Origin of the sequence: Streptomyces sp. NPDC090022, from assembly GCF_044748145.1 — a bacterium.
Classification (GTDB): Bacteria; Actinomycetota; Actinomycetes; order Streptomycetales; family Streptomycetaceae; genus Streptomyces.
The window spans coordinates 22,680-37,904 of the sequence record NZ_JBIVFN010000006.1; the positions used below are offsets into that span (position 1 = coordinate 22,680).

13 protein-coding genes are annotated in these 15,225 nt (G+C 74.3%); 9 read left to right on the plus strand and 4 right to left on the minus strand.

Features of this window, described 5'->3' with window-relative positions:
• The first annotated feature begins 125 nt into the window (after positions 1-125).
• The 8 genes from ACIPXB_RS14560 (at position 126) to ACIPXB_RS14595 (ending at position 7,779) form a co-directional block, all read left to right on the plus strand.
• A complete protein-coding gene (locus ACIPXB_RS14560; RefSeq protein ID WP_401448995.1) occupies positions 126-1,082 on the plus strand; it encodes a helix-turn-helix transcriptional regulator in 957 nt (318 codons plus the stop codon).
• A 17-nt stretch (positions 1,083-1,099) separates the two neighbouring features.
• On the plus strand, positions 1,100-2,068 hold the full coding sequence (locus ACIPXB_RS14565; protein WP_401448998.1) for a helix-turn-helix transcriptional regulator: 969 nt from the start codon (positions 1,100-1,102) through the stop codon (positions 2,066-2,068).
• A 25-nt stretch (positions 2,069-2,093) separates the two neighbouring features.
• On the plus strand, positions 2,094-2,339 hold the full coding sequence (locus tag ACIPXB_RS14570; RefSeq protein ID WP_401449001.1) for a hypothetical protein: 246 nt from the start codon (positions 2,094-2,096) through the stop codon (positions 2,337-2,339).
• Positions 2,340-2,373: 34 nt separating this feature from the next.
• On the plus strand, positions 2,374-2,574 hold the full coding sequence (locus ACIPXB_RS14575) for a hypothetical protein (RefSeq protein ID WP_401449004.1): 201 nt from the start codon (positions 2,374-2,376) through the stop codon (positions 2,572-2,574).
• Between the two features lie 95 nt (positions 2,575-2,669).
• Positions 2,670-2,966 carry a Sec-independent protein translocase subunit TatA gene (tatA, locus tag ACIPXB_RS14580; RefSeq protein ID WP_401449006.1) on the plus strand — a complete coding sequence of 99 codons (297 nt, stop codon included), beginning with the start codon at positions 2,670-2,672 and terminating at the stop codon, positions 2,964-2,966.
• A gap of 44 nt (positions 2,967-3,010) precedes the next feature.
• Positions 3,011-3,976, plus strand: coding sequence for a twin-arginine translocase subunit TatC (tatC, locus tag ACIPXB_RS14585; protein ID WP_401449009.1), 966 nt, complete (start codon positions 3,011-3,013; stop codon positions 3,974-3,976).
• A gap of 224 nt (positions 3,977-4,200) precedes the next feature.
• Complete coding sequence (locus ACIPXB_RS14590; RefSeq protein WP_401449012.1) at positions 4,201-7,038, plus strand: DEAD/DEAH box helicase; 2,838 nt, start codon at positions 4,201-4,203, stop codon at positions 7,036-7,038.
• A 90-nt stretch (positions 7,039-7,128) separates the two neighbouring features.
• Positions 7,129-7,779: a TetR/AcrR family transcriptional regulator gene (locus ACIPXB_RS14595; RefSeq protein WP_401449015.1), complete on the plus strand. Its 651-nt coding sequence runs from the start codon at positions 7,129-7,131 to the stop codon at positions 7,777-7,779.
• An 82-nt stretch (positions 7,780-7,861) separates the two neighbouring features.
• Here ACIPXB_RS14595 and ACIPXB_RS14600 read toward each other — a convergent pair whose 3' ends face one another.
• Positions 7,862-10,858, minus strand: a complete 2,997-nt coding sequence (locus ACIPXB_RS14600; protein WP_401449017.1) for a hypothetical protein — start codon at positions 10,856-10,858, stop codon at positions 7,862-7,864.
• A gap of 117 nt (positions 10,859-10,975) precedes the next feature.
• Here ACIPXB_RS14600 and ACIPXB_RS14605 point away from each other — a divergent pair, with 117 nt between their 5' ends.
• Positions 10,976-11,185 carry a hypothetical protein gene (locus tag ACIPXB_RS14605; RefSeq protein ID WP_401449020.1) on the plus strand — a complete coding sequence of 70 codons (210 nt, stop codon included), beginning with the start codon at positions 10,976-10,978 and terminating at the stop codon, positions 11,183-11,185.
• 41 nt (positions 11,186-11,226) lie between these two features.
• Here the strand turns inward: ACIPXB_RS14605 and ACIPXB_RS14610 are convergent, their stop codons facing one another.
• The 3 genes from ACIPXB_RS14610 to ACIPXB_RS14620 form a co-directional block, all read right to left on the minus strand.
• On the minus strand, positions 11,227-12,177 hold the full coding sequence (locus ACIPXB_RS14610) for an RluA family pseudouridine synthase (RefSeq protein WP_401449023.1): 951 nt from the start codon (positions 12,175-12,177) through the stop codon (positions 11,227-11,229).
• Between the two features lie 25 nt (positions 12,178-12,202).
• The gene (locus ACIPXB_RS14615) at positions 12,203-13,750 is read right to left on the minus strand and encodes a serine hydrolase (protein WP_401449025.1); all 1,548 of its coding nucleotides are present in this window, start codon (positions 13,748-13,750) and stop codon (positions 12,203-12,205) included.
• Positions 13,751-14,367: 617 nt separating this feature from the next.
• Positions 14,368-15,153: a siderophore-interacting protein gene (locus tag ACIPXB_RS14620; RefSeq protein ID WP_401449028.1), complete on the minus strand. Its 786-nt coding sequence runs from the start codon at positions 15,151-15,153 to the stop codon at positions 14,368-14,370.
• Between the last annotated feature and the right edge of the window lie 72 nt (positions 15,154-15,225).

Here is a 15,225-nt window from a genome sequence, read left to right on the forward strand (position 1 = left end):
GGGCCCCAGCCTTTTCGGCTGGGGCCCCTCGCTTTTGCGGGGGCCCGCCGGGGCGGTACGGTCAACGGTCACGACTGTGTACGTGTCAGACGATGTGTAGGTGTGAGAAGGGCGGACGGGCGTCGATGGCGATTGCCAAGGCCGAGCGGCTGATGAACCTGGCGCTGTGTCTGCTGGGGACCCGCCGGCCGCTCAGCAAGCGTGAGCTGCGCGGTTCCATCGAGGCCTATATGGAGGCCGGCAACGACGAGTCCTTCAACCGCATGTTCGAGCGGGACAAGGACGATCTGCGCGAGCTCGGTCTGGTGATCGAGACGGTGGAGAACCTGGAGGGCGAGCCCGGCTACCTCGCCCGCCGCGACAGCAACCGGCTGCCGCCCGTGTCGCTGGACGCCGAGGAGGCCGCGGCCCTGGGCCTGGCGGCCAAGGTGTGGCAGCAGGCGCGGCTCGCGGGCGCGGCCAGCGGGGCCCTGCAGAAGCTGCGGGCCGGCGGCATGCCGGAGGCCGGTGACGCCTACGACGGCCAGCACAGCGCGATCGAGCCGCGTATCCCGGTCCACGAGGCGGCCTTCGAGCCGCTGATGCTGGCCTGCCGGGACCGGCGCCCGGTCACCTTCGACTACCGCAAGTCCAACGCGGCGCGTCCCGAGGCGCGCCAGGTGGAGCCGTGGGCGCTGGAGTGCTGGCGCGGCCACTGGTACCTGGCGGGCTTCGACCGTGACCGCGGCGCGGAGCGGGTGTTCCGGCTGTCGCGGATCTGCGGCAAGGTCAAGAGCCGTGCCGGGAGGTACACGGCCGAGGTCCCGGACGTGGTGACCGTACGGGAGACCGTGGCGAGCTGGGCGGGGGAGAGCGCGGAGCGCTCGGCGCTGATCCGGCTGCGCGCGGGCGCCGGGTACCCGCTGCGGGCCCGGGCCACGGCGGTGCGCGAGGGCGGGGACGGCTGGGACGAGCTGGAGATCCCGTACGGGCACGGGCTGGACGCCTGGCTGGTGGAGTTCGGGCCGGACGTGGTGGTGGTGGAGCCCGCTGATCTGCGGGCCGACGTGGTCGACCGGCTCCGTGCCGTGGCCAAGGGCTGAGGGGGACGCGTACCAGCATGGCTGCGAACGCCATTGACCAGACCCGCCGGATGCTGTCCCTGGTGACGTATCTGCGCGAGCGCCCCGGGGCGCACATCGCCGATGTGGCGCGTGCCTTCGGGATCACCGAGGACGAGCTGATCTCGGACCTGGACGTGCTGCCGATGTGCGGGACGTCCTTCCGGGGCGGGGACCTGCTCGACATCGACACCGACGGTGAGCGCATCTGGTGGCGCAATCCGGACGCGTCGGGGGAGTCCACGGCGGAGCCGCTGCGGCTGGCCGCCGACGAGGCGACCGCGCTGCTGGTGGCGGCCCGCGCGGTGGCGACCCTGCCGGGGCTGCGCGAGAGCGACCGGGACGCGCTGCTGCGGGCCACCGCGAAGCTGGAGGCGGCCGCGGGCGAGGCGGCCGGGGCGAGCGCGCGGCTGTCGGTGACGTTCGAGTCGGAGGGCGGGGTCTTCGCCGACGTCGACCGGGCGATCTCGGAGCGGCGGCGGCTGTGGCTGCGCTACTACTCGCCGGCCCGGGACGAGCTGACCGAGCGCACGGTCGACCCGATCCGGCTGTTCGCCGTGGGGCACACCTACCTGGAGGGGTGGTGCCACCTCTCCGAGGCGCGGCGCACCTTCCGGCTGGACCGGGTGGCCGAGATCCGGCTGCTGGACGAGCGGGCGGAGCCGCCGGCGATCGAGCCGCGGGACCTGTCCGAGGGGCTGGTGCAGCCGGCCGCCGAGGACCCGGAGGTGGTGGTCGAGGTCGGCCCCGGCGGGCGTTGGGTCGCCGAGTACTACCCGCACGACAGCGCGCGCGAGCTCCCCGACGGCGGTCTTCGGATCACGCTGCGCACCCCGGATCCGGCGAGTCTGCGGCGGCTGGGGCTGAGGCTGGGGCGGGACGGACGGATCGTGGAGCCTCGAGAGCTGGCGGAGAGCGCCCGGCAGGCGGCTCGTGACGCACTCGCGGGGTATGGGGAACAGGACTGAGGGGGATCGCCGAGCGATGTCTGGAATGTCTGCGTTGTCTGGCCGCTCGGGGGGCCGGGGGCCGGTCACCTTCAAGGCGGCCTGTCCCGACTGCCGGGCCCGCTGCGAGCTGGCGGCCGGCGCGCTGCGCCTGGCCATCGGCGGGACCCGGAAGGCCACCTTCTACTCGTTCACCTGCCCCGAGTGCGGCGCGTCGGTCCGCAAACCCGCCGGTGAGCGCATCGTCGAGCTGCTGACCGGCGGTGGGGTGAGTACCCTGCGGAGCGTGTGAGGGCACCCGCTAGGCTCGGGGCATGCTGTGGCCGATGCTCGCGATTGCCCTGGGTTTCACCGGTCTGTCCGTCCTCGGAGTGCTCGCCGTCCGGGTGGGCCTCCAGGCCCGGCGGCTGGCCCGGGAGGTGGACCGTGCCGGGCGCCGGATCTCCGGCGCCGCGGGGGAACTGGAGCAGGCCGCGGCCGATCTGGCGGCGCAAGCGGGGGTACCCCGGGGGATTGCCGGGCGTTAACCCCTGGGGGTTACGATCCTTGCCAGAGAGCATTCCGGGCCGTCCCGGGCTGCCCGCCACCACACCCAGCCGTTTCGGTGAGAAGGAAGTCACACATGATCGGCAATCTGAAGCCTCTTGAGATCCTCCTGATCATCGCCGTGATCGTGCTGCTGTTCGGCGCCAAGAAGCTCCCCGAGATGGCCCGCAGCCTCGGCAAGTCGGCCCGCATCCTCAAGAGCGAGGCCAAGGCGATGAAGAAGGACGGCGAGGCCGACGCCGCGCCGGCCGCCCCGGCAGCCGACACCACCGCCCCGCAGCAGCAGACAGCCCCCCGCACCATCCAGGCCGCGCCGGGTGACGTCACCAGCTCCCGGCCCGTCAACGAGCCGAACCGCACCGCCCAGGGCTGATCGCCGGTCACGCCAGTCATCTGCAACGAGACAAGGGACGTGGGTTGCTCAAGTCTGCCCGTAAGCAGGGGAACCAAGGCAAGCAGGAGAAGGACGCCGAAGGGCGGATGCCTCTTGTGGAGCACCTGCGTGAGCTGCGGAACCGCCTGCTGAAGTCGGTACTGGCGATCCTCGTGATCACCATCATCGCCGCGTACAACTTCCGCCCGATCATCGCGTTCCTGCTGGAACCGATGCTCAGCTCGGTGGGCTGCCTCGACGGTGTGGTGACCCAGCGCAACGGCCGCCCCTGCGCGGACATGACCGCCAACGGTCTGATCGCGCCGTTCTCCATCGCGCTCAAGGTCGGCCTCACGGCGGGCGTCGTGCTGGCCACCCCGATCTGGCTCTACCAGGTCTGGGCCTTCGCGGCCCCCGGCCTGCACCGGCACGAGAAGAAGTACGCGCTGACCTTCGTCGCGGTGGGCGCCCCGCTCTTCCTGTCCGGCGCGGTCCTCGCGTACAAGATCCTCCCGCAGACCGCGCAGATCCTGCTCGAGTTCACGCCCGACAACGTACGCAACCTGCTTCCGGTCGACGACTACCTCGACCTGGTCACCCGCATGGTGATCGTCTTCGGGCTCGCCTTCGAGCTGCCCCTGCTGCTGGTCCTGCTGAACTTCACCGGGGTGCTCACCGCGAAGCGGCTGGCCGGCTGGTGGCGGGGCTTCGTCCTCGGCATCACGGTCTTCTCGGCCTTCGCCACCCCCACCGGTGACCCGCCGACCATGCTGGCGCTGGCCCTGCCCATCGTGGCCCTCTACTTCATCGCGCTCGGGATCTGCCTGGTCAACGACCGCAGGCGCAAGCGCAGGGACCCGGACGCCGGCCTCGACGACGACGAGGCCTCGCAGCTGGACCTGACCCCGGCCGCGCTCGGCGCGACCGAGCCGGTGGCCGCCCCCGCGGCCCTGCCCGAGCAGGCCGACGGCGACCGCCGCCGGATCAACGGCTACGACGACGCGACCTGAGGTCCGCCGCCCGCCCATCCCGCCGCCGGAAGCGGCCGGGGCGCGTACAGCGCGCACCGGCCGCTTCCGCGCGTTCCGGGCAGCTTCGCGCCGGCGTTCCGCGGCTCCCGCCGGGCGTTCCGTGGCCCCGCGCCGGGGTTGTGCGGCCCCTCGCCGGGGGTTCCGCGGCCCCTGCCGTAAACGTCGCGCCTGTTGTCACAGGTGGCGGGTAGGCTCAAGTCAAGATGACCGAGGACCTCTCTCCCGCCGAGCGCTACGCCGCTGCCCGGATCCGCGCCGCCGAGGAGGCCACCGCGCTGGCCCCCTTCCGCGAGATGTACGAATTCGGACTGGATCCTTTCCAGATCGAAGCCTGCCAGGCCCTGGAGGCCGGCAAGGGCGTGCTCGTGGCCGCCCCCACCGGATCCGGCAAGACCATCGTCGGCGAATTCGCCGTACACCTGGCCCTGCGGCAGGGCCGCAAGTGCTTCTACACCACGCCCATCAAGGCCCTGTCGAACCAGAAGTACGCCGACCTCGTCAAGCGCTACGGCGCCGACAAGGTGGGCCTGCTGACCGGTGACAACAGCGTCAACTCCGAGGCGCCGGTGGTCGTGATGACCACCGAGGTGCTCCGCAACATGCTCTACGCGGGCTCCCAGTCGCTCCTCGGCCTCGGCTACGTCGTGATGGACGAGGTGCACTACCTCTCCGACCGCTTCCGCGGCGCCGTCTGGGAGGAAGTGATCATCCACCTCCCCGAGTCGGTGACCCTGGTCTCCCTGTCGGCCACCGTCTCCAACGCGGAGGAGTTCGGTGACTGGCTGGACACCGTGCGTGGCGACACCGAAGTGATCGTCTCCGAGGAGCGGCCCGTCCCGCTGTGGCAGCACGTCATGGCCGGCCGCCGGATCTACGACCTCTTCGAGGAGGAGAGCGACCACGGCGGCCGCGGCTCCGCCCGCCGCGAGGTCAACCCCGACCTGCTGCGCATGGCCCGCGAGGAGAACAGCCGGACGTACAACCCGCGCGACCGGCGCCGCGGCAAGATGGTCCGCGAGGCCGACCGCGAGCGTGAGCGCCGCTCCCGGGGCCGGATCTGGACCCCGGGCCGCCCCGAGGTCATCGAGCGCCTCGACAACGAGGGCCTGCTCCCGGCCATCACCTTCATCTTCAGCCGGGCCGGCTGCGAGGCCGCCGTCCAGCAGTGCCTGTACGCCGGGCTGCGCCTGAACAACGAGGAGGCGCGCCTGACGGTGCGCGGCATCGTCGAGGAGCGCACGGCCGCCATCCCGGCCGAGGACCTGCACGTGCTCGGCTACTACGAGTGGCTGGAGGGCCTGGAGCGGGGCATCGCCGCGCACCACGCCGGCATGCTGCCGACCTTCAAGGAGGTCGTGGAGGAGCTCTTCGTGCGCGGCCTGGTCAAGGCCGTCTTCGCCACCGAGACCCTGGCGCTGGGCATCAACATGCCCGCGCGCACGGTGATCCTGGAGAAGCTCGTCAAGTGGAACGGCGAGCAGCACGCCGACATCACCCCCGGCGAGTACACCCAGCTCACCGGCCGTGCCGGGCGGCGCGGCATCGACGTCGAGGGCCACGCGGTGGTGCTGTGGCAGCGCGGCATGGACCCGGGCGCGCTCGCCGGCCTGGCCGGCACGCGCACGTACCCGCTGCGCTCCAGCTTCAAGCCGTCGTACAACATGGCGGTCAACCTGGTGCAGCAGTTCGGCCGGCACCGCTCGCGCGAGCTGCTGGAGACCTCCTTCGCCCAGTTCCAGGCGGACCGCTCGGTCGTCGGGATCTCCCGCCAGGTCCAGCGCAACGAGGAGGGCCTGGCCGGCTACCGCGAGGGCATGACCTGCCACCTGGGCGACTTCGAGGCGTACGCGCGGCTGCGCCGCGACCTGAAGGACCGCGAGACGGAGCTGGCCAAGCAGGGCGCGGCCCAGCGCCGGGCGCAGGCGGCGAGCTCGCTGGAGCGGCTCAAGCCCGGCGACGTCATCCACGTGCCCACCGGCAAGTTCGCAGGCCTGGCCCTGGTCCTGGATCCGGGTGTGCCGGGCGGGCGGGTCAACGGGCACCGCGGCCACGAGTACCACGAGGGCCCGCGCCCGCTGGTGCTGACCGTCGAGCGGCAGGTCAAGCGGCTCGCCGCGATCGACTTCCCCGTCCCGGTGGAGCCGCTCGAGCGGATGCGGATCCCCAAGTCCTTCAACCCGCGCTCGCCGCAGTCCCGCCGGGACCTGGCGTCCGCGCTGCGCACCAAGGCCGGGCACATCGTGCCCGACCGGCACCGGCCCGGCCGGGCGGCGGCCGCCGACGACCGCGAGATCGCCAGGCTGCGCGCCGAGCTGCGCCAGCACCCCTGCCACGGCTGCGACGAGCGCGAGGACCATGCCCGCTGGGCGGAGCGCTACCACCGCCTCCAGCGCGACACCAAGCAGCTGGAGCGGCGGATCGAGGGCCGGACGAACACCATCGCCCGCACCTTCGACCGGATCCACGCGCTGCTGACCGAGCTGGACTACCTGCGCGAGGACGAGGTCACCGAGCACGGCAGGCGGCTCGCCCGCCTGTACGGCGAACTCGACCTGCTGGCCTCCGAGTGCCTGCGGGCGGGCGTGTGGGAGGGCCTGAGCCCGGCCGAGCTCGCCGCCTGCGTCTCGGCGCTGGTCTTCGAGGCCCGCCAGTCCGACGACGCGGTGGCGCCCAAGGTGCCCGGCGGCGCGGCGAAGGCGGCGCTCGGCGAGATGGTCCACATCTGGGGCCGCCTCGACGCGCTGGAGGAGGAGCACCGCATCAACCAGACGGAGGGCGTGGGCCAGCGCGAGCCGGACCTCGGCTTCGCGTGGGCGGCCTACCAGTGGGCCTCCGACAAGAGCCTGGACGAGGTGCTGCGCGAGGCGGAGATGCCGGCCGGTGACTTCGTGCGCTGGTGCAAGCAGGTCATCGACGTGCTCGGGCAGATCGCGGCGGCCGCTCCGGCGGGCGGTGAGAGCGGCTCCACGGTGGCCCGTAACGCACGCAAGGCCGTGGACGCGCTGTTGCGGGGTGTAGTGGCCTACAGCTCGGTCGGATAGCCGTTTTTGGGCCTTCCTCCGAAGGGGACCATGGCCGGATCTCATCTCTTGCCATGATCGGTTCTCGGCCTGTTGTGCGACGATCGGCGCATGAACGGGCCAGGTAGACGGGTCGGACGCCCGCGTGCCGACGGGCACAGACAGCAGAGCGGGCGTCCGCCGCGCGAGGAACTCCTCTGCGCGGCGGCGGAGTTGTTCGCCGATCGCGGGTACGCGGCCACCACCACCCGGGCGGTGGCCGAACGGGCGGGAATGCGCCAGGCCACGATGTACCACTACTTCGGAGGCAAGGAACAACTCCTCGCCGAACTCCTGGAGTCCACGGTCGCCCCCTCGCTGGCCCTGGCGCGGCGGCTGCTCGCCGACGCCGGGCGCCCGCCCGAGGCGCGGCTGTGGGAGCTGTGCCGCTCGGACGTCCATCTGCTGTGCTCCGGCCCGTACAACCTCGGCGGGCTCTACCTGTTGCCCGAGATCGCCGGTGAGCGCTTCGCCCGCTTCCGCCGGATGCGCGGCGAACTGAAGGACGCCTACCGCACGTTGCTGGCGGGCACCTCGGCCGCCGCCGAACTGGCCGGCAACCCGGCCGGGTTGTCGCTGCGCACCGACCTGGTCTTCGGGCTGATCGAGGGCGTGATGCTGATCCACCGCTCGGACCCGCACCGTCCGGTGGAGGCCTTCGCGCAGGCCACGGCGGACGCGGCCCTGCGCATCGCGGGCATCCGGCGCCACCGGGCGCCGTAGCGGGTCACCGGGTGCCCGTAGCGGGTCATCGGGCGCCGTAGCGGTTCATCTGGCGCCCGTAGCGGTTCATCGGGCGGGGCCCTCAGTTGTCGTGGTACCTGTCCCAGCCGCTCCACGGGCCGGCCTCGATCGGGGGGCGGTCCCCGCCGCCGAGGTGGCGGCGGGGCGCCGGTACGGTGCGCGGCGCGTCGAGGTCCTGCCACGTCCAGGGCCGGGCGGGCGAGCCGTCCGTCTCCAGACCGTAGGGCGACCGCCGGTGCGGCGGGTCCGCGTCCTGGTGCTCCGGGGCCGGGGCGGGGGCCGCCCGGGCGACGCGGTCGGCGGCCGCCGACTCGCCCGCCTCGCGCAGGGACCGCAGGAGCCGGTCCACGGAGTCGGGCCCGCACCGCGCCAGGACGTCGCTGCGGGAGGCCTTGTCGATCAGGCGCTCGGCCAGGTCGTCGTGTCCCACTTCCCGCAGGAGGAGCAGCAGTCCCGCGACGTCCGGCTCCAGGTTCGACGACCCGGGCATGCTGATGTTCGTGTCCACCGTCCAGCCGGGACGGGCCGCGTCGACGGCGCGCCGGGACAGCTCCGCGACCTCGTCCGTCCGGCCCAGGGAGCGCAGGGTGCGGAGCAGGAAGCCGAGTCCGGACACCTCGCGGACGAAGGTCTCCCGCGCCGCGCGCCCGGCGAGTTCGGGCACCAGCGCCTGTCTGCCGAGCAGCGGCAGCTGCTCGATGAGGTAGGCCGCGTACCCCGGGTCGGTCAGGTCGAGCTCGGCAGCGGTGCGGTCGATCAGCCGGCCCGCGGGCCCGTCCTGCCCCAGCCGTCGCAGGGCCCACAGGAGCAACACCACACCGTGGGCCCGTCCGGCGACGGCCTGCTCCACGGGGTCGCGCGCCAGCAGATCGCGTACGCCGTCGGCCAGTCCGGCGGCCGCCAGCTGGTCCAGGAGCGCCCCGACCTCGGCGGGGTCGGTCAGCTCCACCGCCGGTACGGCCCGCACGGCCAGGTGCCGGGCCGCCGACGTCATCCCCGCAGCCCGCACGGAGCGCATCAGCTCGGCGACCGCCCCCGGGGCGTCGACGTCCGCCGAGGCCACGACACGGTCGGCGAGAGCGGCCGCCGCCCCGCCCTGGTCCGCCTCCCGCAACTCCTCGACCAGGAGCATCACCACGAGAGGCTCGGCCGTCCGGACCCGCCCGGCCAGCTCCCGGGCCCAGTCGGCGAGCTCCGCCGGAGGGTGGCCGGTGGCCCGCCGGATGCGCAGGAGCAGCCGGGCGAAGTCGGGGCAGCCCGGGTCGGCGCCCGGCAGGGCGCGGTCGGCCAGGGCGGCCGCCGACGCGGTGAGTCCGGCTTCCAGGAAGAGGTCCAGGACCTCGCACAGTTCGTCGGAGTCGGTGACGTCCAGCGCGGCGGCGGCCCTTTCGGCGAGTCGCGCAGCGGCCCCGTCATCGCCGTACTCGCGCACCTCCCGGAAGCACTCGGCGGCGTACCGCGGTGCGTCCAGGACGGCGTGCTCCGCGATCCACCGCGCCACGTCCTGGTCGTCGTATGCCGCACCGGGCGCGACGAAGAACAGGCTGAGCCCTGCGCGGGGGTGCCCGGCCACCGTCGCGCGCCGCAGCAGCAGCACCGCCTGCTTGACGAAGTCGCGGTTCTGCGCGGCGAGGGAGAGCAGGTTCAGGCCGTCCGGGTCCCGGGTGTGCCGCGTCAGGGCCTCCCAGAGCGCGGGCGAGGCCTGCGGTACGGCACGCCGGGCGCGCAGGGCCTGGTGGAGGTAGTCGGCCGGTTCGTACGCCGGTTCCGTGCCGGCCGCGGACCGGACGGCCACCAGCGCGGTCAGGGTGTGGCGGATGTCGGTGCGCCGGCCGTCCGGGCGTACGCCCGCGGTGAGGGCGTCCAGGGCGGCCCGCGCCCAGTCGGCGTCGGCGGGCCGCAGCCGCGGGGCCAGGGCGGCGTCGGCGGCCTCGGCCAGCAGGGCCCGCGGGATCGCCGTACGGTGGCCGAGCTCCCGCGCGACCACGGCCGCGGTGACCAGCGCGTGCTCCGCGTGCGTGAAGTGGCCGCCGGGGCCCATCAGATAGGCGTCCAGCAGCTCCGGGCCCCCGCTGAGGTGCTGGACGACCTTGCCGTCGGCGGCCCCGGCCCGGACCGCGTCCGCCATCCGGGTGTCGCCCGTGGACCGCGCCAGCTCCTCCCACCGGCCGGACTCGGCGTCCGTCAGCTCACCGGGGACGGCGATCCTGCGGGTGACCGGGGACTGGAGCAGCGCGCGGACCTGGCTGTGCGGATCCCCGGCCACCGCGGGCCGGACCAGCTCCTCCCAGTACGGCTCCGTCCACAGCGTGCCGGCCGCGATGATCCCGGTACGGGTGAGCAGCAGCCGGCGCAGGGCGGCAGCCGCTTCCTCGGCCCGGCCCCCGTAGAAGAAGCGCTGCGCCTCGTTGAGCCACAGCACACCACCGGGGCCGAGGCCCGGTCCGTCCGCCTCCAGCAGGCCCATCAGGTCGGCGGTGTGCGCGGGGCGCCACAGCGGGCGGGCCGGCGCCAGGCGGGCCAGGGCCTCGAACAGGGCGCGGGTCTTCCCGGTGGAGGAGCCGCCGGTGAGCACGACCAGCACGGACGCCGTGCCGTCCAGCGCCGGCCGCAGGCTCCGCTCCAGCTCGTCGTCGTGGGGCCGGCGCAGGTACGGGGTGAGGAAGGGGATCCGCGGCGGGTCGTCCGCGGCGGCCCCGCGCGGCAGGAGCGCCGGATGCACCTCCAGCAGCCGGGGGCCCGACTCCGCGACCGTGGCGGTCGGGTCGGGTGCGGCGGCCTGACCGGGGCGGCGGCCCTCCGCGCGCGACCACAGCTCCCGGAGGTGGTCGAGGCCGGCCGCGTCGATGCGCAGGGCACCGGCGAGGGCGGCCACCGTGCGCCACGTCGGGACGGGGTTGCCGGGGTTGAGGGCCTGGCTGATCGTCGTCAGCCCCACCGGATTTCCCGCGGTCTCCGTTCTGGCCTTCAGCTCCTTGCGCGCGAGCCCCGTGCGCCCCTTCGCCTCGTTCAGCACGTCCCGCAGCGCGGCCAGCGCCTCCTCGGCGGTCTCCGGCATGCACCCTCCCCCACGCACCCGTTCAGTGATGTTCATTTTCGTCCGCCGAACCCCGCCGTACGCGGAAGTCGCCATCTTCGTCCCGTCGAGAACGAACGAACCCACGGAGGTACCGAGATGTCCGTTTCCGTCGTCGTCGCGCTGACCCTGCTGGTCGCCGGGGCCGTGCTCCTGCCGGCCGTCCTCACCGCGATCGGCGCGGCGCTGCTCGCCCGGGCGGGCGGCGCCGCGCCGGCCGCCGTAGTGATGCGGGCGGGCATCGCGTTCGGCGCGACGCTCACGCTGACCGTCCTGATCGCGGACACGCTGATCGGCCTGCTGCGCTGAGCGGGCGGGGGAGCGAGGGGAGGAGGACCGAGGGGGCCGGGCTATGCCGCCCAGCCCGGGTAGTCGTACCAGGCCCGGAGCCTCAGCCCGCTCTCGAAGCGGTGTGCGGCTCCGGTGACCGGGTCGGTGAAGGACAGGGTCCGGGCGAGGAGTTGCAAGGGGCGGCGGTAGTCGTCCGGGGCCGGGTCGGTGAGCACGGGGTAGACCGGGTCGCCGAGGATCGGCAGGCCCAGGCTGTTCATGTGGACGCGCAGCTGGTGGGTGCGGCCGGTGTGCGGGGTGAGGCGGTAGCGGCCCAGGCGGTCGGTGTGGTCGAGGAGTTCGATGCGGCTCTCGGCGTTCGGCTCGCCGGGGACCTCGGCGGCCGCCACCACCCCGCGGACCTTCACGATCCGGCTGCGGACCGTACGCGGCAGGGTGGCGGCCAGGGCCGGGTCGTGGGCGGCGATCGCCTCGTACTCCTTGTGCACCCGCCGCGCCTGGAAGAGGAGCTGGTACGCGCCGCGGTCCTCGGGGCGGACGCTGAACATCACCAGACCGGCGGTGAGCCGGTCCAGGCGGTGTGCGGGGGAGAGCTCGGGCAGCTCCAGCTCGTGGCGCAGCCGGGCGAGGGCGGTCTGGGTGACGTGACTGCCGCGCGGGGTGGTGGCCAGGAAGTGCGGTTTGTCGACGACGAGGAGGTGCTCGTCGCGGTGCACGACCCGGATCGGGAACGGCACGGGGGTCTCGGGCACGGGGTCGCGGTGGAACCAGAGGGAGCCGCCCGGCTCGTACGGGTCCCCGGCGCGCACCGCCCGGCCGTCGGAGGCGTACACCCGGCCGTCCGCGAGCAGCCGCGCGACCGCCTCCGCCCCGGCGCCGCCCGCGTAGTGGGCGGTCAGGAACGCGCCGACGGTCCGGTACGAGGCCTGCGGCGGCTGGCGCAGCCGGACGGGGTCGATGCCGTCGCGCTGCGGCAGGGGCGGGGCGGGTCGGGGGCTGCGGCGTCTCATCGAGGCCAAGGGTAGGCGCCGGGGGCTACCGGGTGCTTCGGGTGAAGGTGCCGAGGCGGTCGGCGTCCAGGTACTCGACGCGGACCGTGCCGTCCTTGAAGAACACCCCGGTGCGGCCGACGGCGTTCTCGCCGGTGGTCTCGAAGCTGAAGGTGTCGCCGTCGTAGTGGGTCAGGGGGAAGCGCAGCGGCTTCGGGCCGAGGGCGAGGGTGAGCGCGCCGTCGTCGGCGGTGACCGTCAGCGGGCCGTAGTACGGGTTGTCGTACGTCCCGGTGTAGGCGTCGGCGGCGCGGGCCGGCCGGGCGCCGGCGGGCGGGTGGGCGTAGTCGGTGGGGGAGCGGGCCGCCCGGTCCTGCTGGGCGTAGAGCCCGGCGGTCAGGGTCAGCCAGTCGGTGGTGGGCTTGCCGTGTTCGGCCGTGTCGAAGAAGTCCAGGGCGACGGCGTCGGCCAGGCCGACGGGCCGGCCGTTGGTGAGGACGACGATGCCGAGCTGTTCGAGGGGAAGCATCGTGACGTTGGTGTTGGCGCCGAGGTCGAAGGCGCCGGAGTGGCTCAGGCGCAGGCGGCCGGCGTCGTCGTAGGAGACGTTCCAGCCGAGTCCGTAGAAGCCGGCGCGGGCGGTGGGGGTGGCGGGCGGCTGCGAGACGATCTCGGGGACGTGGGTCCGCGCGAGGGGCGCGGCGCCGATGATCCGTCGGCCGTCGAGCTCGCCGTCGGCGAGCTGGAGCCGCAGCCAGCGGGCGAGGTCGCGGGCGGTGGAACTGGTCCCGCCGGCCGGGGCCTGGGCGTCGGGGACACGGGCGGGGCCGGGCGCCCAGCTGCCGTCGGCGCGCCGGATGTGGGTCACGGCGCGGTCGGGCCGGTCGGCGTACGCCTGGTAGGTGGTGGCGGTACGGGTCATGCCGGCGGGCTTGTAGAGGGTGTCCTGGCTGAGCTTCTCCCAGGTGGTGCCGCGGGCGCGGGCGACGGCCTCGGCGGCGGCGGTCAGGCCGAAGTTGGTGTAGGCGTAACTGGCGCGGAACGGGGCGAGGGGTTCCAGGCGCAGGTGGTCGAGGATGTACGCCTGGTCGTAGCCGAGGTCTTCGAGCAGGTCGCCGGCGTGGTCGGGCAGGCCGCTGCGGTGCGAGAAGAGGTCGGCGGTGGTGACGTGGGCGCTGACCCAGGGGTCCTTCAGGGCGAACCCGGGGAGCTCGGTGTGGCGGTCCCAGCCGGCGGCGTCGGTGAGGGTGCCGGCGACGACGGTGGAGGCGACGGGCTTGGAGAGGGAGGCGATCTGGAAGACGGTGTCGGGGCCGACGGCCGCGGCCTGGCCGGTCTCCCGTACGCCGTAGCCCTTGAGGTGGACGACCTTGTCCTGGTGCACCACGGCGACGGCGACCCCGGGGACGCCGGTGCGGCGCATCGCGTCGGTGACCGTGGCGTCGAGGCGGCCGAGCGCGGCCCGGACCGCCTCGGCGGTGATCTGGGGGCGCGGGGGCGGCGGCGGACCGGGCGCGGCCGCGGTCGGCCCGGCGGCGAGGGCGACGACGAGGCCGGCGGCGGCCGCGACCACCGGGGCGCGTGGCGCATGCATGGGCCCATTGTCACGCGGGCCGTGCGTTTGCGCTGGGCGCGGGCGCTCGGCCGCGGGGCACGGCGCCGTTTGGCCGGGTGCGGGCCCGGTGGGCGGGTGCGTCCCGCGCTGCGCGCGGGCCGGGGTTCCCGCCCGCACCACCCGTGCGGGTCGCCGTCGGGTGCGGGTGGCCCCAGTGGGCGGCGGGGCGCCGTCGGCGGCCTCGGGTGCGCTCTGGCCCGCGGGGCTCGGTGGTGCGGCGCCGCTTGGCCGGGTGCGGGCCCGCGGTGGGCGGGTGCGTCCCGCGCTGCGCGCGGGCCGGGGTTCCCGCCCGCACCACCCGTGCGGGTCGCCGTCGGGTGCGGGTGGCCCCAGTGGGCGGCGGGGCGCCGTCGGCGGCCGCCGGGCGCGTCCCAGCTCCCGCCGGCACCACCCGTGTGGGTCGTCGCGCCGTCGGTGGCCGGGGGCGCGTATGTCAGCCCGCGCGGCGTTTGAGCGCAATGGGGTCCGGGGCGGAGCCCCGGGTCCGGGAAGGGGCGGGGTGGGGGAAAGCCCCGCAGGGCCAGGGCGGCCGGGCCCGGGGCTCGGCGCACCGTGGGGTCAGGGACCCGTGCACCGTGGGGCCGGGGCCGGGGGCGTCAGGACTCCTGTTCGGCCTCTACGCGGGCGTTCCAGTCCCGCTTGATCGCCCGCCAGCCCTCGTCCGTCTCGCCCAGCCGCCAGTAGCCCGAGACCGACAGCCGCTCGCGCGGCACCTGGTGCTCCAGGCGCAGGAAGCGGCGGAGGTCCTTCACGAAGCTGGCCTCGCCGTGGACGAAGGCGTGGACGTCGTTCGACGGGAACGCGAGCGAGGTCACCGCCTCGACCAGGGCCTCGCCGACCGGGCGGGGCCCGCGATGGACCCATACGGGGGTGATCCCGTCCGGGGTCGCGATCTTCTGCTCGTCGTCCGGCCCGTCGACCTCGACGAAGGCGTACACGTCGGCACCCGCCGGCATCCGCTCCATCGCCGCGCCGATCGCCGGCAGCGCCGACTCGTCGCCCACCAGCAGGTGCCAGCCGGCCGCCGGGTCCGGGGCGTACCCGCCGCCGGGGCCCAGGAAGTGCACCCGCTCGCCCGGCCGGGCGCGGGCCGCCCAGGGGCCGGCCAGGCCCTCGTCGCCGTGCACGACGAAGTCGATCGTCAGCTCCAGGTGCGCCGGGTCCCACAGCCGTACCGTGTACGCCCGCTGCCGCGGCCACTGCTCCCGCGGGAACGTGGCCCGGATCTGCTCCAGGTCCCACGGCAGCGGATAGGCGACGCCCTCCGGCGCGAACAGCAGCTTCACGTAGTGGTCGGTGAACTCGCCCGCGTCGAATCCGGCCAGTCCGTCACCACCCAGCACGATCCGCACCATGTGCGGCGTGAGCCGCTCGGTGCGCATGACGACTGCGGTTCCGACTGTACGGGCGCGTCCTTCGGCCACGGCGTATCCCCTGACTCCCCTGAAACTTAG